The sequence below is a fragment of the Nostoc sp. EspVER01 genome (assembly GCF_034530635.1).
GTDB lineage: Bacteria > Cyanobacteriota > Cyanobacteriia > Cyanobacteriales > Nostocaceae > Nostoc.
On the sequence record NZ_JAVRCS010000012.1, the window covers coordinates 44,012 to 67,209 of the forward strand.

Below are 23,198 nucleotides of genomic sequence, written 5' to 3' on the forward strand. Positions count from 1 at the left end.
GAGTTGCTCAGAAGACGGTTATTTGGGTGAGCAATGCTTACCTTTTGAGCTTGAAAAGGGAGATGCACATCTAAGGTGAAGAAAATCTTAATCATTGGTTCTGGAGGTGCTGGTAAATCTACCCTAGCCCGTGAACTCGGAACCATCTTAGGTTTAGAAGTGATTCACTTGGATGCTTGGTACTGGAATCCTGGTTGGGTTGAGACTCCAAAAACTGAATGGCAAAGCATAATCCAAGACCTAACCCTACGAGAATCTTGGATTATGGATGGTAACTATGGCGGTACTCTCGAAGGTATTAAATTGGCAAATTTATGTCAGGGAGCAAATAAGATTATGATTGATGTCAAAACAGCAGTAAATGCTGCCTATGGATACATAAAATCCATACAAGACATGATGGGTTCTTCATTAGGAGATTTGAGACTTGAAGAAGTTGAACTTTCTGAGGATAAAAGCTTCTGGTTGATTACTCTAGGGTTTGATATTCCTAAAAAAGCTCCTAAAAGCCGATTAGAAGAATTAATTCCTACCTCTCTTGCTTCTACCCCTGTGTTGTATGAACGAGAATATAAACTTTTTAAAGTGAATTCTGAAACTGGCGAAGTAGAAGCAATGAAAATTAGACAAGTATGAAAGATTTGATTGCTTCCCTTGTTCGTCGTTATTGCCAAAAAGGGATTTTAATTGATACAAATATCCTGCTTCTCTTTTTAGTTGGGAGTGTCAATCAAGAACGAATAACTAAATTTAATCGAACCCAGCAATTTATACAAGAAGATTATGAGCTTCTGCTAGAATTTATTGCATACTTTCAAAAGCTTGTAACAACTCCGAATATTCTGACATAAGTTAATAGCCTTGCAAATCAACTTGGTGAACCTGAACGTTCTCAATGCTTTGCAATATTTGCTCAATTTGTTAAAAATGTTGCTCTTTTGGATGAATACTACGTAAATAGTTTAAATGCTGTTAATACTAATAAATTTATCAAGTTCGGACTTACTGACAGTGGAATCCTGACTTTATCTAAAGGGAAGTATCTTGTACTAACTGATGATTCAAGCTAGCAAGTTATCTTCAGAGTTTAGAAGTTGACGTGATTAACTTTAACAATATTCGTGTCTTTAACTGGAAGTAAAAATATGAAATTATTTTGGAAGCGTTAATTTCTATAATTTTTATATACAAATTAAAAAATGCCTGGGAGTGTTGCCGTGTTTCCACCCCAGACATTTTTTATTCTTAACTTGCTCCTCACACACAAATAGATAATATCACTACTTCTATCAGATGGCAAGTATATTGAGTGACAATTCTAAAACCACACAGGCAATCCAATTTCTGACAAATTAAAAAGCGCTTGGGAGTGTTGCCGTGTTTCCACCCCAGGCGCTTTTTATTTTTAACTTGCTCCTCACACACGACTAAAATATATCACTAGTCCAATGCAAAAGCAAGTAAATTATGTGACACTTTGTAAACTGCACACCTTACAGTCAATAATTTAGTGTAAAAAGTGACGTACACCAGTTAAAACCATCAGCAAACCCAGTTCGTTAGCAGCTTTGATTGAATCTTTATCGCGCAGACTTCCGCCTGGTTGAACAATGGCTGTAATTCCTGCTGCTGCGGCTGTTTTCACAGAATCATCAAAGGGGAAGAATCCATCGCTGGCTAGAGTTGCACCTTTGGCTTTTTCTCCAGCTTGTTCTAGAGCTATTTTAACTGAGCCAACGCGGTTCATTTGACCAGCGCCTACTCCTAGTGTAGTGCGATCGCTTGTGACAACAATGGCATTCGATTTAACGTGTTTGCAAACTTTCCAAGCAAACAGCAGTTCGGCTAATTCGCTGTCGGTGGGTTGACGTTCAGTGACTATTTGCCATTGACTGGTGTCAGCAATTATATCATCGCTAGTTTGGACAAGAAAACCACCTGCGATCGCTTTCACTGTATCTTTAGGGCCACTGCTCAAATCTGCTAGAGTCAAAACCCGCACGTTAGATTTCTTTGCCAGGATTTCTTGAGCTTCGGCTTCACAACTTGGTGCAACCACACATTCTAAAAATGTTTTGGTTAACTCGCTAGCTGTAGCCGCATCAATCGGGCGGTTGAGTGCGACAATTCCACCAAAGGCAGAAGTCGAATCAGCATTGAAAGCTTTTTGATACGCTTCTGAAATAGTACTTCCCAATGCCGTACCACAGGGATTTGTATGTTTGATAATCGTTGCGGCTGGAGTATCAGTGAACTCAGCAATAATTCGGCGTGCGGCTTCTAAATCAACTAAGTTATTGTAACTAAGTTCTTTGCCTTGGAGTTTTGTAGCGGCTGCCCATCCAGTTGGGGTAGTACCAGTTTGATACCAGGCGGCGGGTTGATGGGGATTCTCACCGTAACGCAGAGATTGCAATTGTGTGCCGCTAAGGGTGTACTGCTGTGCTTCTGCGAGGTAAGATGCTATAGCTTGATCATAACTAGCAGTGTGCGAAAATCCTTTTAATGCCGCTTTTTGCCGAAACTCTAGGGATGCTACACCGTTATTTTGGCGCAATTCCTGCAAATACTCGTCATACTGTGCCGGATCGCATAATACAGCCAGATGAGCGAAGTTTTTCGATGATGCCCTTAACATTGCTGGGCCACCGATATCAATTTGTTCAACAGCTTCTAATAATGTTACCCCTGGTTTAGCGATCGTTTCCTCAAAAGGATATAGATTCACCACCACTAAATCAATCGGGCGAATTTGGTTATTTTCTAAATCTGTTATATCTTCGGGAACATCTCGCCGCGCCAAAATCCCACCGTGAATTCGGGGATGCAGCGTTTTGACTCGGCCACCTAAAATCTCTGGAGAACCTGTGTAATCAGCAACTTTGGTAACTGGGAGTCCCGCATCTTTAAGTGCTTGGGCTGTTCCCCCACTGCTGATTAAATCAAAGTCGAATTCTTCAACCAAGCTACGGGCTAGGTCGATTATACCAGTTTTGTTAGATACACTCAGCAGGGCTAGACGCGCCATTGATCAATTCCTTAAAAGTAGGCTAGAAGCGAAGGATCTCAAGTTTTGCATAAGCCTTGGTTCACTTCAAGACCATGAGGAATAATATTGACTCTTGTAATTTATATGGTTACATCGCTCAGAGTCAGCACTGTTGAAAATGCTGGAAATAAGGGCTAAGTAGGCTTAGTCTCTAATATTTGCGATCGCCTAAACTAAAAGTAAGCATCTTTTACCCACATAACATCTATGGTTCAGTCTTCTAATCAACGCTTAACTCTAGAAGAATTTCTCGCACTTCCCGAAGGAGATATTACACACGAGTTTGTTAACGGTGAAGCTGTACCAAAATATAAAGATAATGAAATGTCACCAAAATTTTTTCATAGCTCAACTACTGGTGCTTTATTTATACTATTGTCTGCATGGGCACAAGCAAAGGGTCGAGTTGTGATTGAATGGGCAATTAAACTAACACGAAATCAACAAGATTGGATGCCTGTAGCCGATCTGACCTATATTTCTCATAACCGTCTTCCTGCTGATTGGCTATTAGACGAAGCTTGTCCTGTCGCACCTGAATTAGTCATCGAAATCATTTCACCTGGTCAAACTTTTGGTGAAATTGCAGAGAAGGGCTACATAAAATTAATATTTTGATTTAGCAATGCCAAAAAATCTAGCGGGGAAAAACCTTTACAGTCTCACTGGCTATAGATAACTCTACTCTTGTACCCACAGGTAACGCTATATCTTTCAGCGTCCTGGCATGGAGTTCTTTACCAGAGGGAGTTTGTAAACAATATTGGTATTCACGTCCTAAAAACCTTCGGGTACGGACAACTACGGGCGCATCTGTGGCTGGCTTTAAGATAAAGTCTTCTTGGCGGATCATGATTTCGCCACTATCATCAGTATGATTTGCTGTTAACTCAAAACTGCCGATTTCTGTTTTCCATAAATTCCCTTGACGATGGGCGGGAAGGAAATTAGCTTGAGTGACAAATTCGGCGACGAATCTTGATGCTGGATGAGTATAAATTTCTTCTGGCGTGCCTAATTGCTCTAAATGTCCTTGGCGCATCACACCCACTATATCTGAAATAGCTAATGCTTCTTCTTGATCGTGGGTAACAAAAATTGCTGAAGTACCCGCAGCTTTGAGAATGTCGCGCACTTCTTCTCGCAAGCGCAACCTAACTTGGATATCAAGATTGCTCAAAGGTTCATCCAAAAGCATGAGTTGGGGTTGGGGTGCTAAAGCACGGGCGAGGGCAACTCTTTGCTGCTGTCCACCTGAGAGTTCATAAGGGTAACGTTTTTCTAAGCCTTCGAGTCTCACCAAATTAATGACTTCGGCTATGCGTTTTTGTATTTGTTGTTTACTGAAATGTTTCAACCCAAAAGCCACATTTTCTGCCACATTTAGATGGGGAAACAGGGCATAATCTTGAAAAACAACGCCGATGTCACGCTGTTCGGCTGGTATGCAAGTAGAATTATTACAAACTATCTGCCCACCAATTTTAATTTCTCCTACTTGCGATCGCTCAAAACCAGCAATCATTCTCAACAGCGTAGTTTTACCACAACCGGATGGGCCGAGTAATCCCAATATATCTCCTTGTTGCAACGTCAAAGATACGTTATCTACAGCAGGGAAGGCACTTTCTGCAAACCGCTTGGTGACATTTTGTAAATCTAGAATTACTTGTTGCATAGGGAGTGGAGAGTACTATAGTTCAATTACTTGAAAAGTTTCAAATCAGTAGAGGTGGAATTCTATAAGTGATTTACTCCTTCTACCTCCTGCCTACTGCCCCCTGTCTCCTTCAAGACTTGCTCTTTTTTGACGTTCTCTTGAGATAGCACCAATAAAGTTGAACCCATAGAAACCAACAGCATCGCTAACGAAGCCGCCGCCGCATCGGCAAAATCTACATTTTCTGTAGCTTGCCAAATTTGCATTGCTAAGGTGCTAAAGCCAATAGGCGCTAACAGCATTGTGGCGGGTAGTTCTTTAATCGCTGTGAGAAATACCAGCACCGCACCACTCAACACACCTGGTTGTACCAGAGGTAGGGTAACTTCTCTTAAAGTTTGCCAAGCATTCCTACCTAAACTACGGGCTGATTCTTCTAGCTGGGGATTTACTTGTAAAAGCGAACTGCGGACTGTTCCCACTGATTGCGGTAAAAATAAAACTAAATATGCAAATATCAGCATCGGCAGAGTTTGGTACAATGCCGGCAAATAGTTGGCACCAAAAAATACCAAAGATAAGGCAACAACTATTCCTGGAACTCCAAAACCTATATAAGAACAGCGTTCAATTATGGCGGTGATTTTACTCGGAAATCTGACTGCTAAAATTGCTACTGGTAGGGCAAAGATGGTGGTAGCTAAAGCCGCTAATCCAGCTGCGCCAATGGAGTTGAGAATGGTGGGGAATAAATTGGGGAAAGTATAGCTACTATTAAGTCCGCGAATCAGCCAAAATAGGGTGATACCTACTGGCAAAACTACACCAAAACTAGTAATTAGTAGACAAAAACCGAAAGCCGGCCATTTCCAAATTCCCAATTTGACAATTTTTGGTGGACGTAGAGAGGCGGAACCACGACTATAATAAGCTGCCCGCGATCGCATTCGATATTCTAACCACAAAATCAGCAGCACCAATGTCACCAACATCAAAGATAAGGCTGCGGCTGAGTTCCGATTAAAACTAGTTTTATATTGTAAAAAAATTGCCCGCGTAAAGGCATCAAATCGCATCAGCGAAGGTGTACCAAAGTCGCGCAAGGCATATAAAGCTACTAATAATCCACCTGCAATTAGTGATGGTTTCAACTGTGGCAAAACTACCTTAAAAAAGGTTTCTCTACTACCATAACCCAAACTACGAGACGCTTCTTCTAGAGATGGATCAATACCTTGTAATCCAGAACGCACACTCAGCAGCATATAGGGATAGGTAAACAAAGTGATTGCCAAAACTGTCCCAGGAAAACCATAAATTGAAGGTAATTCTTCTACTCCTAATGGTTGAAGCAACAGCTGCAAAAAACTACCCCGTGGTGCCAAAGTTGCAATCAGCGCAAAACTGCCTACATAGCTAGGAACCGCTAAGGGTAATGTTGTCGCCACTAACCAAAAACGTCTTCCTGGTAAGTCTGTCCGCACAGTTAAAAACGCCAATGGTACGGCAATTAGTGTAGAAAATAACGTCACCGTTGCCGCCATCGCCGCACTGTTGAAAAAAACCATGATATTGCGGGGACGAGAAATCAATTCCCAGAACTCTTCCCCGCCAATACCTGCGGTGCGAATTACTAAGTATAGCAATGGCAGGGCAATGGCAACTGCCACTACCGCTGCCGATAATGTGAGAAATAATGGAGGGCGAACCGCTTTCAACTGTTACAAAACTCCTGCCTGCTGTAATAAATTCAACGTTGCTGGCAAATCATCTAAATCTGTCAAGTTAACATTGGGTGGATTTAGCTTACTAATTGGTATTTGTTTTGATGGCGCTGGGATTCCTTTTACTAAAGGATACTCGTTAGTTTCTTGAGCAAAGTAATTTTGTGAACTCTGTTTGAGCAGGTAATCAATTAAAGCTTCTACATCAGCTTTTTGATCTGTGGTTTTCGTAATAGCTACTCCTGCCACATTAATCATTGATCCTGCATCTTTGCTTGTATAGTGGTGGGCAACAGGAAAGTTCGGATTATCTTTTTTGAAGCGATACAAGTAGTAATTATTCACTAAACCAAGATGAACTTCTCCCCGCCCCACAGCTTCAACGATCGCAGCGTTTTTACCGTAATCTTTGACACCGTTAGCTTTCATCGCTTTGAGCCATTGGAGAGTTTTTTCGTCTCCATTTAAGACTCGCATTGCTGTAACAAATGACTGAAATGAGCCGTTAGCCGGTGCCCAGCCAACTTTACCGCGCCATTTTGGTTCTGTTAACTGCGAAATTGATGTCGGTAGTTCCCCCGATTTAACTAACTTTGTATTGTAGTCAATGACACGGGCGCGACCGGAAATTCCTAGCCAATGCCCTTTAGCAGAACGAAAGCGAGAATCAACCTTGTTTAGCAGTTTAGAGGCAATTGGTAGCGTTACCTGTTTTTTCTCCAAAGTGCCTAAAGCACCAGCGTCTTGAGCGAAAAACAAGTCTGCACGGCTATTTTTACCTTCTTCCAAAAGTGCGATCGCTAATTCAGCAGTATCGCCATAACGCACTTGAATATCCTGATTCAAGTCTTTTTTGGCTTTCTCAATTAAGGGGCCAATTAGTTTTTCTTCTCTGCCTGAATAGATTACGAGGGTTTTCGTTTGAGCATTTACAGCCACCCCGATTCCCCAACCTAGCGTTACAGCTAGAGCTAAGGCTGAAACTTTTAGCAATGGTAAACTTTTCAATTTCCAATCCTCCACCTTAATACTTACCAGGAAGTTTTTGCAATAATCTTGGTATTCTCAACCTTTACCATTAACCTGTACTGGTAAGCAATAAACTTTCTCAAAAAATTTAGATTTTTCCTACCTTGGCCAGATGTATTCCAGTCAATAGCAAGTTATATGACTTGTACTTGCTGCATGAGCTTGAGTGTTGTTTCTAAATCGCTAAGATTACTCAAGTCGATTTTTTGAGTTTGTTTTTTAATTTCTTGGAGAGATTTTAGCTTACCTTTGGGCGCAACAGCCGAAGTTAGAGGATACTCAAAAGTTTGATTAGCAAAGTAGTTTTGGGCATTTTCATTCAGCATGAATTCGACAAACTTTTGAGCAATATTGGGATGTTTGGCGCTGTTAAGAATTGCTACACCTGCGACATTTACCAAGGAACCCACATCATCAGTAAAATGATGCTCCACAGGAACTTGAGGATTATCTTGTTTGATTCGTTCTAGATAATAATGATTGACAAATCCCACAGCAATTTCGCCGCGAGATAAGGCTTCTACGATCGCAGTATTATTAGGATAAACTTTAGCATTGTTAGTTTTAATACCTTCTAACCATTGCCTAGCCTTGTCTTCTCCTTCTGCAACTCGTAAGGCGGTGACAAAGGATTGAAAGGAACCATTTGTAGGTGCCCAGCCAATTTTACCTTTCCATTTCGGTTCAGTAAAGCCAAAAATAGACGATGGTAATTCCCCTGGTTTTACTAATTTAGAGTTGTAATCTACTGTACGCACTCTCCCCGAAATACCTAGCCATTTCCCCTCTGGTGAACGATAGGTACTATCTACTTGATTGAGAAGAGATGTTGGTAACTGTACTGCTCGATTTGCTTTTTGAATAGCTCCAAGGGCGCTAGCATCTTGGGCGAAGAAGACATCTGCGGGACTGTTTGCCCCTTCTTCCAAAATTGCTGATGCTAACTCAGCAGTATCGCCATAGCGGACTTGTACCTTAGCATTGCTTTGTTGCTCAAATTGTTTGATCAGCTCGCCAATGAGTTTTTCGTTGCGTCCTGAGTAGATTACTAGCTCTTTTTCTAAGACACCAGTAGCAGCCGTAGCTGGTGTAGCTTGCCCTGAAGGCGATTCGGCAGTATCGGTGGGAGTTTGATTAGGATTACAAGCGATCGCTAATCCACCACTAGCAGTTGCTAGTCCTACTATATAGACAAATTTGCGGCGCTTCATAAGCTTTCTCCAATAGAACACACACTATTAATAACTTTATTGAAATATATTACTATTAATTTAGGCAGTTTACCTAATGACATTTTAATGTATACTCAGATTAATATATTGCTAATTCAATAGACAGAAGCAATTAAGTTCTTAGTTAAGATAATTATTTATCCATATTATTGTCAATTAATTAGAATAATTTTTTGAAAAAGAATTGATAATTGTTTTTATTAAATAAAAAATGCCTAAAAGCAATAATTTCTATCTGGAAATTATTCTTATATAAATTGGTGAAAAAATGTTTTCAGACAAAATTACCGTCTGGCTTTTGGTTGCTAGCACCAAAACAACGTAGGTATTTTTTGGGCAAACAGATAGGATCTATGAAAAGAGTAGAATTTTAGGAGTAAACCTCTGTCTTTACAAGCCATTACCGTTCCCACAGCAACTTCTCAACCCCCAGCAGGCTTAATTGTCACTTTGCATGGTTGGGGTGCTAATGCTGAGGATGTAGCATCTTTGTTACCCTTGCTCAACTTACCCGATTACCAGTTTGTATTGCCCAATGCACCTTATCCTTATCCCTATTCCCCTATAGGGAGGGCATGGTATGACCTGCGGGTGGAAAATATGTATCAAGGGTTGGCAGAAAGTCGGCAACTGCTAACAGATTTCTTGGAATCTTTAGAAAGTACCACTGGCATACCTTTGTCACGTACCATTTTGAGTGGATTTTCTCAAGGCGGAGCAATGACTTTAGATGTCGGTTCAAAATTACCCTTAGCAGGTTTAGTTGTGATGAGCGGGTATTTACATCCTGACGCGCTAACGGCAGCTAAAAGTGGGATTCCGCCGACTTTAATCACTCACGGTACGTATGATGAAGTTGTGCCCCTGAAAGCTGCTTTGAAGGCACGAGAAACTCTCAAGTCTCTAGGAGTGGCAGTAGAATACCACGAATTTGATATGGGGCATGAAATAGATCCAAAAACGTTAGAGGTGCTACGAAATTTCGTTGTAAATACAATTGCTTAGTCAGGATTACGAATTTTTGATAAATTCTGGTACAAATTCTGACAATTTTCACGAACTTAATGACTTCTAATGAGTAATATATATTGGGTGGCTGCGTTCAGCGCAACTTAACCCATGCTGAAGGCGAGTGCTGCATAAGGGAGGGGCAAGTATTATGACAACTTTAAGCATTTCCCAAAAAGAAATTGCTGCCATGAGTGCAGTAGAAGTAGAAGAACTAGCTACACGTCTGGAACTGGATAATTATAGTAATGCTTTTGAGGGTTTAAACGATTGGCATCTATTGCGAGCGATCGCATTTCAGCGTCCAGAGTTAGTTGAACCCTATATCTACCTCTTAGACTTGGAACCCTATGATGAAGCTTAGTTGAGAGTTAGGAGTTAGGAGTTAAGAATTAGGATTTATAACTATTTAGTACTAATTTTTGAACGACTCACTCCTAACTTTTTACCATGACTAATCCAAAATTGAACAGGGTTCTTATTGGTGTAGGTGGCGGTATAGCCGCCTACAAAATCTGTGAATTGGTTTCGACGCTGTTTAAAACTGGGGTAGAGGTTCGAGTTATCCTCACCCGTTCGGCGCAAAAATTTATCACGCCTCTGACAATATCCACCCTATCTCGTCATCCCGCCTACACAGATGATGATTTCTGGCAGCCAACTCACTCTCGTCCCTTGCATATTGAGTTGGGTGAATGGGCAGATGTCATGGTAATTGCCCCTTTGACAGCTAATACATTAGCCAAGTTAGCCTACGGGATGGCGGATAATTTACTCACAAATACCGTGCTGGCTTCTACTTGTCCCGTGCTGTTAGCACCAGCGATGAATACTGATATGTGGGAACAGCGATCGGTGCAACGGAATTGGCAACAGTTATTGCCAGATAGCCGATATCATGGAATGAATACAGCATCAGGGTTATTAGCGTGCGATCGCATCGGTGCTGGTAGATTAGCAGAACCTCCAGAAATTTTGGCTCACATCCAATCGCTGTTACACACTCAAGGCAAACGAGATTTAGTCGGGAAACGAGTCTTAATTAGTGCTGGGGGAACGCGAGAGTATCTTGACCCAGTAAGGTTTATTGGTAATCCTTCCACAGGTAAAATGGGATTAGCTTTAGCACAAGCCGCATTTCACCGAGGCGCAAACGTCACCTTGGTACATGGCCCAGCTAATTGGGATGTACCATTAGGAGTACAAGCAATTCCCGTTGTTAGTGCAGACGAAATGCAGCACGTCATGGTGGAATGTTTACCCAACGCTGATATCATTGTGATGTCAGCAGCCGTGGCCGATGTGAAGCCACGAGATTATAGTACAGAGAAATTGCCCAAGCGATCGCTCCCTCAAGCTTTACCCTTGGAACCCGTACCAGATATAGTCGCCCAATTAGCAGAACTCAAACAGCCGCATCAGATATTAGTTGGCTTTGCTGCACAAACTGGAGATATTGTCAAACCTGCGTTAGAAAAATTACAGAAGAAAAAATTAGATGCGATCGTTGCTAATCCCATCGATCAACCTGATAGTGGTTTTGGGAGCGATAATAATCAAGCGATATTTTTAGATAGCCAAGGAAATCAGGTAGAAATTGCACCTTGTTCTAAATTAGAAATGGCACATCAATTATTTGATTTTGCGATCGCCAAATTTTAGGATATCAATATTTTTCCAGAGTCCGAAATCGATGAGAGAATTAGCAATCGAATCACCATCCACCTGGCGTTTCATCCCTATGCTTCAGACATCAGGAGGAGTGCAAATGGCGATCGATGCTTGGTTGTTCAATCAATGTGAAAAGGGGCAGCACCCGCCCACGCTGCGTTTTTATACCTGGTATCCACACGCGCTTTCCTTGGGACATCTGCAAAGACAATGGCCTACCCAGTGGCATAATCTGACTTACCAGGGACAGCTCCTCGAACTAGTACGTCGGCCAACGGGAGGTAGAGCTGTTCTCCACCAAGGAGATTTAAGCTACGCCCTGATTACCTCAGCTAGTAGTGGAAAAAGCTGGGGTACTTATGAAAAAATCTGTAACTTTTTAATCCAAGGCTGGCAAACATTGGGTATCCAGTTAAATTATGGTTCTGCTGGACGAGGTTACATTCATAATCCCAGTTGCTTCAATACAGCAACAGCTGCGGACTTAGTTACTGCTGATGGAAGTAAATTTATTGGTAGCGCCCAACGCAAGGGAAGAAATACCATTCTTCAACACGGTTCGATGATTTTATCTACAGACAAAGGTTTATTTCAGGAAATCTTTGAACAACCAGCTCCGTGGAATATCTCACTTTGTAATACGCAGGAAGAGGATGGGTGGATTGCAAAGATTGTGGATACGCTGACAGAGACAGCAAAACAGCACTTTGGTATAGAACTAGTTACCCAACCATTCACTGATCTTGAATGGCAAGATATTCTCAAATTGCGATCGCTTTATGAGGTGCATTAGCGTAGCTCACCGTAAGTATCGCCTCTTCCAAAACTTGAGGTTATGTAGCAAATACGTAGAAAAGTCTATGATATCATATCATGTCTGCCAAATTACCCATAATAAAATAACCCCACCCCCAACCCCCTCCCCGCCTGCGGGGAGGGGAGACAAAGCACAGCTTTGGCGGGGTGGGGTTCTTCGGGTTTAATAAGCAATCAAGCGGACATGATATCAAGCACCAATTGAGAAAGGAAAAAAATGAAACCGGCTGTATTGAGCTATTCGGCGTCGCAAAGCTGGATAATTTGAGCAGATTACAGGCGGCGTTATACATTAATAAGTGTATCTGCAATACCGGACTTGTTCTGGCTTAGTCTCAATAGCAAAGGTTTGGAGATGTTTACTTTATCAGAAACTTCTATCCTGGCAGCAATCCTACTGGTAGCTTTAGGCATTTTAGGCTGGGGCTTTTATCGCGCCAGACCTTTTGGTAAACTGGGAATTTTAGCCTGGTTACAGTCGGTGGTGTTGATGACTCCCTGGCTCCTGTTTTTTGGATTGTTTGCCGCAGGGATTTACATTAATATAGCGGGTATATTGTTCTTAGTGGTGACATCCGCTGGATTGTACGTTTATTTGGGCAGACAGTTACGCGCAGCTGGGCAAGATGCCATCCTCAAGCAACGTGCAACCGAAAGACTCGCTGCTGCTTCCTCACTTGAAGCAAATTCCCCACAATTAGCAGTCGCAGAACTGAAAGCGGAAATTCCACCAATACCGGAAGATGACTTGAATGCAATTAAAGGCATTTTTGGTATCGATACATTTTTTGCCACAGAAACCATCGCCTACCAAGATGGAGCCATTTTCAAAGGTAATTTGCGGGGAGAACCAGAAGAGACTCACAACCGTTTAACTGCAAGTTTACAGCAACGCCTTGGCGATCGCTATCGTCTGTTTTTAGTGGAAAACACAGACGGTAGACCCGTGATGATTGTCCTACCGAGCCGTAACGATCCCCGGCCGATGTTGTTATCGCAAAAAGTCTTTGCAGGTATTCTGTTGGTAGCGACCATTGCTACTAATTTAGAAGCTGCGGGATTACTACTGAATTTTGATTTTTTTGGCAATCCAGGGCGGTTTCAAGAAGCTTTGCCCATAGGTGCTGGAATATTTTCGATTTTACTAGCTCACGAAATTGGTCATTGGTTACTTGCACAGCGTCACCAAATTCGCCTTAGCTGGCCCTTCTTTCTACCCGCAGTGCAAATTGGCTCTTTTGGGGCAATTACCCGCTTTGAGTCTCTGTTGCCTAACCGCAAGGTATTATTTGATATTGCCTTGGCAGGGCCAGCCGCAGGTGGTATTGTCTCTTTGTTAATGCTGGTGACAGGCTTGCTACTTTCCCGCCCAGGTAGTTTATTTCAATTGCCCAATCAGTTTTTCCAAGGGTCGATTTTGGTGGGAAGTTTGGCGCGAGTTGTCCTTGGTTCGGCGTTGCAGTCACCCCTAGTAAGCGTTCATCCCCTAGTGGTGATTGGTTGGCTGGGGTTAGTAATTACCGCTTTGAACTTAATGCCCGCAGGACAACTAGATGGTGGGCGGATTGTGCAGGCGATTTATGGACGCAAAACCGCAGGAAGGGCAACGATCGCAACTTTAATTTTACTGGCGCTAGTGTCTCTTGGTAATATGATTGCCATGTACTGGGCGATCGTGATTTTCTTTTTGCAACGGGATCAAGAACGCCCCAGTTTGAATGAAGTCACTGAACCTGATGATGCTAGAGCCGCTTTGGGTCTTTTAGCTCTATTCTTGATGATTACTACTCTTTTACCCCTAACTCCCGCCTTGGCTGGGCGTTTGGGAATAGGATAGAGAGTTCTGAGTGAGGAGTTAGGAGTTAGGAGTTTGAAGAACTCTGCCTATCTCCCTACTCCCCACATTTCTATGGTTTCCAACCTGCTAGCAGATTCGGGTAAGCCGTTGGTGTGGGAAAAATATTCTGGAAGCCAGTTTGACGCTCTTGCGGCTTTTCTTTGCTCATGTTCCAGAGGGTTTCATAGAAAAAGAAAGAGACTCCAGCAAAGTTGCGATCGCGTACTTTTTGCACTTGTGTTTGAATCTGCTGCATCGGTACGGATTTATTTTTCAAGCCAGCCAAAATGCCTACACTCACTGGAATATGGCTCTTAGCTGCTTTCACTTCTGGATACTCTAATTCACGAACAAAGATATTCAAATCATCTCGATATATCTGCAAAACTAAGTCTTCAACAATTCCCAGCCGTTCCCACTTCTGCCAGTCTGCTAAAAAGAAGTCATAAGAAAAACGTTGAGGATTGGGTGCAACTGAAACCAAGCAATTTTTTTTAGTAGCTTTGATAGCTGTAAATACCCGTTTCATAAAGTCGGTGATTTTATTAGCTCTCCAGCGTACCCACTCTGGATCTTTAAAGTTTTTAGAAGGAGCTTTACCACGGTGTTCTTTTTTGTAGAGTGCCACTGTATAGGCATCATATCCTAACTCTGATGGTAAGCCAAAATGATCATCAAATTGAATGCCATCGATATTGTAGTTTCTAACAATTTCAACAATTAAATCTTGGATAAACTGTTGTACTTCTGGGCGAAAGGGATTTAGCCAAACGCGATTATGTGTCCCTTCTTTGACAATCCGAGTCCCATCACTGCGACTAGTGAGCCATTGGGGACGATTTTTAGCTAATAGAGAATCTGCTGGTGCCATGAAGCCAAATTCAAACCAGGGAATCACTGTTAACCCTTTTTGATGTCCCACATCCACAATTTCTTTGAGAATATCTCGCCCTTTGAGTCCGGGTGTGGGATCGAGCGATCGCCCGATAACTTTTTGGGCAACTTTGCTAGGATACAATGTATATCCCCAATTCCAAACCGCCGGATATATCGTGTTAAAATTGAGTTCATCAAGGCGTTGCAAAGATCCCTTGAGGCGATCGCGCTCAAATAACACATCACTATCAATATTGGTTAACCACACCCCCCTTAACTCAGATTTTGGCGTTGACGGCAGATTAATCTGAGCGTTCAAGGGGAACGACAACATCGCTGTAGCGATCGCACTCAAGGTAAGCATAACGATAAACAAAAGAGACTTTCTACTTTGGCGAATATTCCACCAAGAAGAAAACTCAACACACCACTCTACAAACCTTTTCATCATTATTTAAAATGTCTGTGTCAGTGAAGGAAACATTGGCATGATCACTAATATTAATGCTTAACCTTTGTTTCCTGCTCTAAAAACAGATTGCCAATATCAAATAAAAGTTGCATAGTCCCGCGATAGCCAACTTTGCAGAACTGACCACTATCTAGCGGTCAAAAATGGGAATTCCTTGACGGTAGAGAGGAATTTTTAAGCGTTGAGCGATCGCCACTCCATGAGAGTTGGTTATTAGCAAATCAGATCCAACCGCCAATTGCTCAAAGTCTTCCAAATCGCCGATAGTGACGCTCTTAATCGGCAGTTTTTCTAGCAGAGGAAAGCGTGTCGTTGTCACTGCTGCGTGAATCTCAACTCCAAGCGATCGCGCCGAAATCCCAAACCACGACAAAGTGTTTAAGTGCTTTGTATCTGCTTATTTACCTGATTGGGGGGATCGGGATGAAAATACTTTAGGAAAAACAACTTGAGCTAGAAAGAGCCATATTCATTGGGATCTAATCCTTGCGATTCCACCTGGGAGATGTTGGGGAAATAAATATTTGGGGTAAAACTGGGGTAATGTAAAAGGGTCAAGATGTTTACAAAGCAGCCGTGTTAAACAAAAATTATGTCGTCCGATCAAAGTAGATTTTATCCCAAGACGACAATGGTCTTTTAAATAAGCATTAGCTTCTATAATTGCCATTTGACACACGGGTGTAGATCCGTTAAACGGATTTTGCGCTCCCCTATACCCTATATTGTCAACTTAGGCACTTATATCTTGCATATACATAACTTTTACCCTCACGACTGGAGAGCAAAATCTTGGGCATAGAATTACGCAGTTTCGTATTTCTCGACAACCTGCAACCTCAACATGCAGCATATATGGGAACAGTAGCCCAAGGCTTCTTACCATTACCAGGAGATACATCACTGTGGATTGAAATCTCTCCTGGTATTGAAATTAATAAAATTACGGATATAGCCCTGAAATCCGCCTCTGTCCGTCCGGGAGTACAGGTAGTTGAACGACTATACGGACTATTGGAAGTTCATTCTAGCTCTCAAGGCGAAACCAGAGCTGCTGGTCAAGCTATTTTGGCGTTCCTGGGAGTCAAAAGAGAGGAATGTCTGAAACCGCGTGTTATTTCTAGCCAGATTATCCGCAACATCGATGCTTATCAAACACAACTGATTAATCGCACGCGCCGGGGACAGCTATTACTAGCAGGTCAAACGCTGTATGTATTAGAAGTGGAGCCTGCTGCTTACGCCGCACTGGCTGCCAATGAAGCGGAGAAAGCAGCGAGGATTAACATTTTAGAAGTTCAAGCTGTAGGTAGTTTTGGAAGGCTTTACTTAGGTGGACAAGAACAGGATATTCTAGCAGGAGCAGCGGGAGCATTAACGGCTATTGAAAGTGTCGCTGGTCGGGTAAATTCTCTGGGTGGGCGTCAGGAGTAAAGGAGAGAAAATGGCAAATCGAGAGCATCTAACTTTACTCAAAGCAGGTGCAGTTAAATGGATTGAGTGGAGAAAGAAAAATCCCCAGATTGAACCAGACCTCAGCGCTGCGAATTTGCAAGGCAATAACCTCAGAGGTGCAAACCTTCAAGGGGTAAACCTGAGAAAAGTCGATTTGGGTAATGCTTTACTTGTGCGGGCTAACCTCAGTGGTGCTGACCTCAGTAGTGCCAACCTCTACAAAGCCCTCCTGAATGAAGCTAACCTGAGTGCAGCTAACTTCAGTGTTGCTAACTTGAGTGGCGCTATACTTACGCAGGCGGATTTGAGTCATGCCGATTTGATTGGAGCTGACTTGAGTCAGGTGGATCTTAGAGGTGCTGCGATCGCATACGCTAATCTAATTGGCACTGACTTAAAAGGCGCTAACTTGAGAGATGCCGATTTAGGTGCAGCAAAGTTGATGCGGGCTAACCTCTCTTTTGCCAACCTCATTGAAGCTAACTTGATTGCGGCTGACCTCAGTGAGGCGAGTTTGTACGAAGCAGAAATTTTAGGGGCTTATCTTTACAAAGCTGACCTGTACAAAGCTAATCTGACCAAGGCTCACCTAAGTGGTGCATACTTGTTGCGGGCTAACCTAAGTGAAGCTGATTTGAGTCAAGCTGATTTGAGTTGGACTAATCTTAGAGACGCGAATTTGGCAGGGGCGAATCTTAGAGGAACTAACCTTAGAGGAGCCGATATTCGGGGAGCTAACCTCAGCGGCGTAAATCTTCAAGAAACAATTATGCCTAACATTTCAAGACACCATTAGTTTACAAGAACTAGGAATTGACGTTTAGATTCATTTTTTGGGGTATCTCTTCCCACAAGAAGTATATAAAATTTCTTTCTTTGTCGTTATCTTAATGGCTTTGTCAAGGTATCCATTGCAGTATGACCTCTCGCTTTGAGTCGAAGACAAGTAAACAAAGGCGTTGCTTTTCTAATAATATTTTACCAATTGGTTCTTGAAATAGTTCTGAGTAGGTTTCTTGACGAATAGCCAGATACAAGCGGCGGTCAGGTTCTAAGCGAGTGAGAATATAGTAATATAAGATATATTGATATATTGCCCTAAAGCATTTTCTACAAAAATTATGACTAACCAAACAAATGCTCCTCCTGCTGCTGATTATGCACCTCTAGAATTACAAGGGGAATTAATCGCCATGCAAGAATTAACGATTGGGGATTTATTAACTATTGCTCAAAGTCAAGTTCCAGAAAGTCAACAAGAACTACATTTACAACTTTTACAAAAAAATCAAAATAATCAATTAAGTGAATCAGATAGATTATTGCTGCGATCGCTCCGAGTGAGTGCTGATTATTTAATGCTGAAAAAAGCCTATGCTTATGCACTTTTAAAATGGAAAGGCTATTCTATTCCAGATTTTGAGCAACTAGTAAAGTAATAGCTGTGTCATCTATCCCTAAATCTATTCGTCAAAAAGTTATTAATGAAGCTGGATATAGATGTGAATATTGCTGCACATCTAGCCGTTTAATAGGTATGCCATTAGTAATGGATCATATTTTTCCCACTTCATTAGGAGGAAGTGATGGGCGAGAAAATTTATGTGCTTCTTGTTATCGTTGTAATGAATTTAAAGGAGCAAAAATAACTGCTAATGATCCTGTTACTAATGAATCTGTTTCTTTGTTTAATCCTCGTCAACAAAGATGGTTAGAGCATTTTCAGTGGGCAAATGGTGGTACTCATATTATTGGGATAACTGCTTGTGGAAGGGCAACGGTTTTAGCTTTAAGGTTAAACAATGAAGATATTGTACAAGCTAGAGCAATTTGGATTAGTTTAAATTGGCATCCTCCTAACGATTAATGATGCCATATTTTTGGCTTTCATATCATACAAAAAAAATCTGGCGATTAGAAATCCTAGCTACACAAATAAAGTCTAACTTTCCTTAGGAATCTATGCGAACATGGACTAAAAAAATAAGATTATAAGTTACTTTGCTTAGATATTAATTGATAAATTAACCTATAAAAAATTATTTAATCGAGCAACTGTATAAGATATACGAACAGTAGCATCGATGCTCGATCATTTAGGCTTTTTAGTTGCTCGTGACTAACCTTCATAAATTGTTAAAAGCTGTCCGACTTTCTCCTGAATATACTTTTGCGTTGCAACCTTAGCTTCCCATTCGTCTACTCCACTACAAATGTCTTCGCAAAATATATCTATTTGTAATTGTAAAACTCGTCGATTGTCATAGCAAGTAGTAGTTCTTATTAAGTGTTTAGATGACTCACCTGCTTTTGGTGGAGTTACAAATAGAAATTTATTAAGTGATTATCGAGCTTTTTGTTCTGTAATTTCATCTAGACCATTATGTAAGTATGCACATCGTAAAGCATAACAATCTTCACCACTAAGAAAAATCGATTTTGCGTTTTCGTCATATACATATTCTTTTTCTTCATTCCATCTGCCTCCAATCCCAGTATACTTTTCTTTTATATAACTGTTATACCAGTTTAGATAGCGTGTTTTAACCACCCTAATTTCAGGGTTATCTAATGAGCTTCTGATATGGCTTGCCGGACTGCTTGCTTAAGTTGTTTCATAATAAAATTTCTAAGCATGATGTAATATATCGTATTAGCAAATTATAGTATCAAAAATATTACCTATCTTCCTTTACCTGTTCGCGCGAAATACAAAAAAAGGGATAAGCCCAAAAGCCTATCCCTCAAAAAATCAACTAATCAATGTATCAAGTTCCTGAAGTCCAAGAATTGATGTACTCAATTTGATCGGCAGTTAGGCTATCAATTGTGATACCAATAGCTTGCAACTTCAAACGAGCAATTTCTTGATCGACTTCAACAGGAATTGAGTGCAAACCAGGTTGCAACTTACCTTTATTCTTCACCAGGAATTCACAAGCCAAAGCTTGGTTGGCAAAACTCATATCCATTACTGCGCTGGGGTGTCCTTCAGCCGCAGCTAGGTTAATTAAGCGTCCTTGTCCAAGAACGACAACTGATTTACCATTTTTCAATTTATACTCTTCGGTGAAAGGACGAACTTCTTTGACTTCTTTAGCTTGTGCAGCCAAGTATTTCAAATCAAGTTCCAAGTCAAAGTGACCGGAGTTACAAACGATCGCACCGTCTTTCATGACATCGAAGTGTTCGCCGCGAACGACGTGCTTGTTACCAGTCACAGTGATAAATATATCACCTTGGGGTGCAGCTTCAGCCATTGGCAGAACGCGGAAGCCATCCATTACGGCTTCAATTGCTTTGATGGGGTCGATTTCGGTGACGATGACGTTAGCACCCATCCCACGGGCACGGAGGGCTGTACCTTTCCCACACCAGCCATAACCGACGACAACAACGTTCTTCCCAGCCAACAAAATGTTTGTGGCGCGGATAATGCCATCTAGGGTTGATTGCCCAGTACCATAGCGATTATCAAAGAAGTGTTTGGTATCAGCGTCGTTGACGTTGACTGCGGGGAAGGTGAGAACGCCTTCTCTAAACATGGCGCGTAGCCGCACGATACCGGTTGTGGTTTCTTCGGTACTACCAATTAAATCAGCAATTTGGTGTTGACGTTCTTGTACCAAAGTTGCAACCACATCGCTACCGTCATCAACAATAATGTTGGGGCGATGATCTAAAGCTATTTGGACGTGGCGGTTATAAGTTGCGTTATCTTCGCCTTTTTGAGCAAAGACGGGAATTTCATGATCGGCGACGAGGCTAGCTGCTACGTCATCTTGAGTTGATAGGGGATTGCTAGCAATTAAAAGCGCGTCTGCACCACCGGCTTTCAGAGCGATCGCCAAATGTGCTGTTTCGGTTGTAATGTGGGCACAAGCTACAAGGCGTAAACCAGCGAAGGGCTTTTCGATCGCAAAGCGATCGCGGATTTGCTTCAAAACTGGCATTTCGCGTCCAGCCCATTCAATGCGCTGTCTTCCCAAGGCAGCTAGGCCGAGGTCTTTAACCTCGTGCTTTAATCGGGGAGAAGTTGCGGTCATCAAAAGTTACCTCAAAAAATAAAAAAAGCTACGTAAAGTTTACGCACTCTACTAGGTTATTCTACTACTGGCGATTTTTGCTTGTATGAAAGCAAATCACTAGTCAAGAGTCCTCAAAACTAGCTTGACGTTTGATTACCCTAATGTCAACTTCCTCCCCAGCTTCTTCCTTTTTGTTTTATCTTTGGTAAGAGTAATAATCTTATCAGCCTTATCTGCTGATTTTCAGTACCTTGTCATCTCTCTAAAGATAGAAGACAAACAAAAAAATATGAAAATTTCATCGTCTAAAGAGAAAACCTCAACTTTAGATAGGTACATCTACCCAAAGTAATTGCGGAGGATAGTTATCGAAGTAGTCACCAGTAGATTTAATTCAAGGAGGTGTTTGAGTGCGTTTTCAATTTTTGGCGTTGGCTTTGCCCGCCGTAGGCATCGCCAGTTCAATGGCCATAGGCGTTGTATCTGTGCCAAAAGCCACAGCCCAGATTCCTTTTGTACCGCAACTGCAAGCTCCCAGCAGTATTAGTAATGATTCAGATAACAGAGTTGTTTCGGGCTGGATTTATTTAGATGGTCGTCGGTTATTTCAAATAGCGGCAACAAGAACCAACTTTCCTGAGCGTTCAGAAGATATTCAAAAGAAGTTGGAGAAAATTAGTCAAAATTACTTTCAATCACCAGCAAAAACACCAGTCAAGGTGGATGTTCGCAAAGTAAACGAATTACCAGTAATTTATGTCAACGGTCAATATCTGATGACCGTTACTTCTGAAGACGCGGGACTGCGACAGGTAGATATATCGACATCGGCAAATCAAGTCGCCGAATCATTACAAGAAGACTTGCAACAAGCCAGGCAAGAAAGGCAAATTCAATATTTAATCGACCAAGGTAAAATTGCTGGCGGTATCGGACTAGCAATGATTGTCATGAGTTGGGGAGTATATAGTTGGCAGCAGCGTTCCCAAAAGAATTTAGAACGCTCCCTTGCCTCCCAACCCCAAAGGGAACTCTTCAACTACCCAAAACCAGCAGATCAAGCAATTACAACACAACTAAATCAACGACAACAGCAACATCTCCAAGAAGCCAAGAGACGATTGTTTCAGCTAAGTCAAGCCGGAATTTGGGGAGGTGGAAGCTTCTTTATTTTGGGCTTATTTCCCTATACACGAGGTTTTCAGGTAGCAATTCTCACAGCCGCCCAATTTCCTTTGCGATTAGGTGTCGTATGCCTGGCAACCTATGTAGCAATTCGTTTGACCTACGCCCTGATTGACCGCTTCGCCTCCACTCTGATTAGCAGTGGTGCTTTCCTCACTCCAGAAAGTTCTGCACGTCTGCAACTGCGAGTTTCCACATTTTCTGGTGTCACTAAAAGTATTACTACTGCTATCTGGGTAGGAGTAGGTTTCTTGATAGCGCTGGTATCCTTGGGGATAGATATCGTTCCCTTACTGGCGGGTGCTAGTTTAGTTGGTGTTGCATTATCTCTGGCATCGCAAAACTTAATTAAAGATGCAATTAACGGGTTCCTGATCATTTTAGAAGACCAGTATGCTTTAGGGGATGTAATTAATGTGGGAGACGTGGGAGGCTTAGTAGAAAATCTAAATCTGCGGATGACTCAACTACGAGATTCCGAAGGACGCTTAATCACAATTCCTAATAGTGAAATCAAAGTTGTTGCCAATCTTTCTAGTCGTTGGTCGCGAGCCGATTTAACAATTCCCATCGCTTACCAAGCCGATACAGAAAAGGCTTTGAACTTGATTGCAACTATTGCCGATAAGATGAATCAAGAAATGCAATGGCAGAGTCAAATTTTGGAACCGCCGCAAGTTTTGGGAATAGATCAATTTGGCGATCGCGGTTTGATTATTCGTGTATGGATTAAAACACAGCCCCTCAAACAATGGGATGTCGCACGGGAACTTCGCCGCCGCCTAAAAGTTGCCCTAGACGAAGCTGGAATTTCCATCTCTGTACCTCAACAAGCAATTTGGGTCAATGACGATCAATTGTTAAATTTTCCGAGTAATGGCAAAGCTAATTAGAAATTTGGATTCATTACCGCATTTTTCAGTTGATTAGAGCAAATCGCAACCTCTCCTAGCTGGGGACTGGGGACTGGGGAGACAAGGGAGACAAGGGGATAAACAAAACTCCTAACTCTTGTACAGACGCGATTAATCGCGTCTGTACTCCTAACTCCTAACTCCTAACTCCTAATCTTGCCCGATCGCCAACATTAAACCTTAATAAATCCTTATATTAATAAAAAGCTACTACGTTCCTAACTAGTCTGAAACTTTTCCTT

General features: G+C 41.9%; 21 protein-coding genes and 2 pseudogenes. 13 read left to right on the plus strand and 10 right to left on the minus strand.

From position 1 onward, the window contains the following. Positions 1-75 precede the first annotated feature (75 nt). Together RMX69_RS12920 and RMX69_RS12925 are read left to right on the plus strand one after the other, a co-directional pair. Positions 76-636 (plus strand): hypothetical protein, encoded by a 561-nt coding sequence (locus RMX69_RS12920; RefSeq protein ID WP_322637684.1) that lies wholly within the window; start codon positions 76-78, stop codon positions 634-636. Beyond that, positions 633-851 carry a hypothetical protein gene (locus RMX69_RS12925; RefSeq protein ID WP_322637685.1) on the plus strand — a complete coding sequence of 73 codons (219 nt, stop codon included), beginning with the start codon at positions 633-635 and terminating at the stop codon, positions 849-851. The genes RMX69_RS12920 and RMX69_RS12925 overlap by 4 nt, the downstream gene beginning before the upstream one ends. Before the next feature lie 656 nt (positions 852-1,507). Here RMX69_RS12925 and purH read toward each other — a convergent pair. After that, entirely contained in the window at positions 1,508-3,028 is a 1,521-nt protein-coding gene (gene purH, locus RMX69_RS12930) for a bifunctional phosphoribosylaminoimidazolecarboxamide formyltransferase/IMP cyclohydrolase (RefSeq protein ID WP_289798257.1), read from the minus strand. Positions 3,029-3,256: 228 nt separating this feature from the next. Here purH and RMX69_RS12935 point away from each other — a divergent pair. After that, positions 3,257-3,643: pseudogene (locus tag RMX69_RS12935) on the plus strand (Uma2 family endonuclease); the annotation flags it as partial. Between the two features lie 43 nt (positions 3,644-3,686). Here RMX69_RS12935 and RMX69_RS12940 read toward each other — a convergent pair. The 4 genes from RMX69_RS12940 to RMX69_RS12955 all read right to left on the minus strand — a co-directional run bounded on the left by RMX69_RS12940 (position 3,687) and on the right by RMX69_RS12955 (position 8,673). Beyond that, positions 3,687-4,727: an ABC transporter ATP-binding protein gene (locus RMX69_RS12940; protein ID WP_289798258.1), complete on the minus strand. Its 1,041-nt coding sequence runs from the start codon at positions 4,725-4,727 to the stop codon at positions 3,687-3,689. A 62-nt stretch (positions 4,728-4,789) separates the two neighbouring features. Continuing rightward, on the minus strand, positions 4,790-6,427 hold the full coding sequence (locus RMX69_RS12945; RefSeq protein WP_322637686.1) for an iron ABC transporter permease: 1,638 nt from the start codon (positions 6,425-6,427) through the stop codon (positions 4,790-4,792). A gap of 3 nt (positions 6,428-6,430) precedes the next feature. Further along, positions 6,431-7,441, minus strand: coding sequence for an iron ABC transporter substrate-binding protein (locus tag RMX69_RS12950; RefSeq protein WP_322637687.1), 1,011 nt, complete (start codon positions 7,439-7,441; stop codon positions 6,431-6,433). A gap of 155 nt (positions 7,442-7,596) precedes the next feature. Then, a complete protein-coding gene (locus RMX69_RS12955) occupies positions 7,597-8,673 on the minus strand; it encodes an iron ABC transporter substrate-binding protein (RefSeq protein ID WP_322637688.1) in 1,077 nt (358 codons plus the stop codon). Positions 8,674-9,093: 420 nt separating this feature from the next. Between RMX69_RS12955 and RMX69_RS12960 the strand changes: the two genes are divergently transcribed. From RMX69_RS12960 to RMX69_RS12980, 5 genes are all read left to right on the plus strand, one after another. After that, positions 9,094-9,699, plus strand: coding sequence for an alpha/beta hydrolase (locus RMX69_RS12960; protein ID WP_409878234.1), 606 nt, complete (start codon positions 9,094-9,096; stop codon positions 9,697-9,699). Positions 9,700-9,853: 154 nt separating this feature from the next. Continuing rightward, the gene (locus RMX69_RS12965; RefSeq protein WP_094351471.1) at positions 9,854-10,066 is read left to right on the plus strand and encodes a DUF2555 domain-containing protein; all 213 of its coding nucleotides are present in this window, start codon (positions 9,854-9,856) and stop codon (positions 10,064-10,066) included. Between the two features lie 86 nt (positions 10,067-10,152). Continuing rightward, positions 10,153-11,364 carry a bifunctional phosphopantothenoylcysteine decarboxylase/phosphopantothenate--cysteine ligase CoaBC gene (gene coaBC / locus RMX69_RS12970; RefSeq protein WP_322637689.1) on the plus strand — a complete coding sequence of 404 codons (1,212 nt, stop codon included), beginning with the start codon at positions 10,153-10,155 and terminating at the stop codon, positions 11,362-11,364. A 31-nt stretch (positions 11,365-11,395) separates the two neighbouring features. Then, entirely contained in the window at positions 11,396-12,166 is a 771-nt protein-coding gene (locus RMX69_RS12975; RefSeq protein WP_322637690.1) for a biotin/lipoate A/B protein ligase family protein, read from the plus strand. A 378-nt stretch (positions 12,167-12,544) separates the two neighbouring features. Continuing rightward, positions 12,545-14,026 (plus strand): site-2 protease family protein, encoded by a 1,482-nt coding sequence (locus RMX69_RS12980; protein WP_289798264.1) that lies wholly within the window; start codon positions 12,545-12,547, stop codon positions 14,024-14,026. Between the two features lie 70 nt (positions 14,027-14,096). Here the strand turns inward: RMX69_RS12980 and RMX69_RS12985 are convergent, their stop codons facing one another. Both RMX69_RS12985 and RMX69_RS12990 read right to left on the minus strand, forming a co-directional pair. Beyond that, complete coding sequence (locus RMX69_RS12985) at positions 14,097-15,350, minus strand: glycoside hydrolase family 10 protein (protein WP_289800059.1); 1,254 nt, start codon at positions 15,348-15,350, stop codon at positions 14,097-14,099. A 53-nt stretch (positions 15,351-15,403) separates the two neighbouring features. Then, positions 15,404-15,723 (minus strand): annotated as a pseudogene (locus RMX69_RS12990) (nitrogenase component 1); the annotation flags it as partial. A 443-nt stretch (positions 15,724-16,166) separates the two neighbouring features. Here RMX69_RS12990 and RMX69_RS12995 point away from each other — a divergent pair. Both RMX69_RS12995 and RMX69_RS13000 read left to right on the plus strand, forming a co-directional pair. After that, on the plus strand, positions 16,167-16,808 hold the full coding sequence (locus tag RMX69_RS12995) for a hypothetical protein (RefSeq protein ID WP_069068805.1): 642 nt from the start codon (positions 16,167-16,169) through the stop codon (positions 16,806-16,808). Between the two features lie 10 nt (positions 16,809-16,818). After that, positions 16,819-17,625: a pentapeptide repeat-containing protein gene (locus tag RMX69_RS13000; RefSeq protein WP_322637691.1), complete on the plus strand. Its 807-nt coding sequence runs from the start codon at positions 16,819-16,821 to the stop codon at positions 17,623-17,625. A 103-nt stretch (positions 17,626-17,728) separates the two neighbouring features. Here the strand turns inward: RMX69_RS13000 and RMX69_RS29435 are convergent, their stop codons facing one another. After that, positions 17,729-17,962 (minus strand): element excision factor XisH family protein, encoded by a 234-nt coding sequence (locus tag RMX69_RS29435; protein ID WP_322687277.1) that lies wholly within the window; start codon positions 17,960-17,962, stop codon positions 17,729-17,731. Here RMX69_RS29435 and RMX69_RS13005 point away from each other — a divergent pair. Together RMX69_RS13005 and RMX69_RS13010 are read left to right on the plus strand one after the other, a co-directional pair. After that, positions 17,951-18,268 carry a hypothetical protein gene (locus tag RMX69_RS13005; RefSeq protein ID WP_289798267.1) on the plus strand — a complete coding sequence of 106 codons (318 nt, stop codon included), beginning with the start codon at positions 17,951-17,953 and terminating at the stop codon, positions 18,266-18,268. The genes RMX69_RS29435 and RMX69_RS13005 overlap by 12 nt on opposite strands. Before the next feature lie 5 nt (positions 18,269-18,273). Beyond that, complete coding sequence (locus tag RMX69_RS13010; protein ID WP_322637692.1) at positions 18,274-18,696, plus strand: HNH endonuclease; 423 nt, start codon at positions 18,274-18,276, stop codon at positions 18,694-18,696. A 477-nt stretch (positions 18,697-19,173) separates the two neighbouring features. On the opposite strand, the gene RMX69_RS13015 is transcribed toward RMX69_RS13010, so the two are convergent. Both RMX69_RS13015 and ahcY read right to left on the minus strand, forming a co-directional pair. Then, positions 19,174-19,380, minus strand: coding sequence for a hypothetical protein (locus tag RMX69_RS13015; protein ID WP_322637693.1), 207 nt, complete (start codon positions 19,378-19,380; stop codon positions 19,174-19,176). Positions 19,381-19,597: 217 nt separating this feature from the next. Then, positions 19,598-20,875 (minus strand): adenosylhomocysteinase, encoded by a 1,278-nt coding sequence (ahcY, locus tag RMX69_RS13020; RefSeq protein WP_289798270.1) that lies wholly within the window; start codon positions 20,873-20,875, stop codon positions 19,598-19,600. Between the two features lie 392 nt (positions 20,876-21,267). On the opposite strand from ahcY, the gene RMX69_RS13025 reads away from it, so the two are divergent. Continuing rightward, positions 21,268-22,935: a mechanosensitive ion channel family protein gene (locus RMX69_RS13025; RefSeq protein ID WP_409879345.1), complete on the plus strand. Its 1,668-nt coding sequence runs from the start codon at positions 21,268-21,270 to the stop codon at positions 22,933-22,935. Positions 22,936-23,198 lie beyond the last annotated feature (263 nt).

Excerpts from the sequence above, each read along its gene's own strand:
- ahcY (WP_289798270.1), bottom strand. The coding sequence starts at position 20,875 with ATGACCGCAACTTCTCCCCGATTAAAGCACGAGGTTAAAGACCTCGGC.
- purH (WP_289798257.1), bottom strand. The coding sequence starts at position 3,028 with ATGGCGCGTCTAGCCCTGCTGAGTGTATCTAACAAAACTGGTATAATC.
- RMX69_RS13005 (WP_289798267.1), top strand. The coding sequence starts at position 17,951 with ATGACTAACCAAACAAATGCTCCTCCTGCTGCTGATTATGCACCTCTA.
- RMX69_RS12980 (WP_289798264.1), top strand. The coding sequence starts at position 12,545 with ATGTTTACTTTATCAGAAACTTCTATCCTGGCAGCAATCCTACTGGTA.
- RMX69_RS12925 (WP_322637685.1), top strand. The coding sequence starts at position 633 with ATGAAAGATTTGATTGCTTCCCTTGTTCGTCGTTATTGCCAAAAAGGG.
- RMX69_RS13000 (WP_322637691.1), top strand. The coding sequence starts at position 16,819 with ATGGCAAATCGAGAGCATCTAACTTTACTCAAAGCAGGTGCAGTTAAA.
- RMX69_RS12975 (WP_322637690.1), top strand. The coding sequence starts at position 11,396 with ATGAGAGAATTAGCAATCGAATCACCATCCACCTGGCGTTTCATCCCT.
- coaBC (WP_322637689.1), top strand. The coding sequence starts at position 10,153 with ATGACTAATCCAAAATTGAACAGGGTTCTTATTGGTGTAGGTGGCGGT.
- RMX69_RS12955 (WP_322637688.1), bottom strand. The coding sequence starts at position 8,673 with ATGAAGCGCCGCAAATTTGTCTATATAGTAGGACTAGCAACTGCTAGT.
- RMX69_RS12940 (WP_289798258.1), bottom strand. The coding sequence starts at position 4,727 with ATGCAACAAGTAATTCTAGATTTACAAAATGTCACCAAGCGGTTTGCA.
- RMX69_RS12985 (WP_289800059.1), bottom strand. The coding sequence starts at position 15,350 with ATGAAAAGGTTTGTAGAGTGGTGTGTTGAGTTTTCTTCTTGGTGGAAT.
- RMX69_RS12965 (WP_094351471.1), top strand. The coding sequence starts at position 9,854 with ATGACAACTTTAAGCATTTCCCAAAAAGAAATTGCTGCCATGAGTGCA.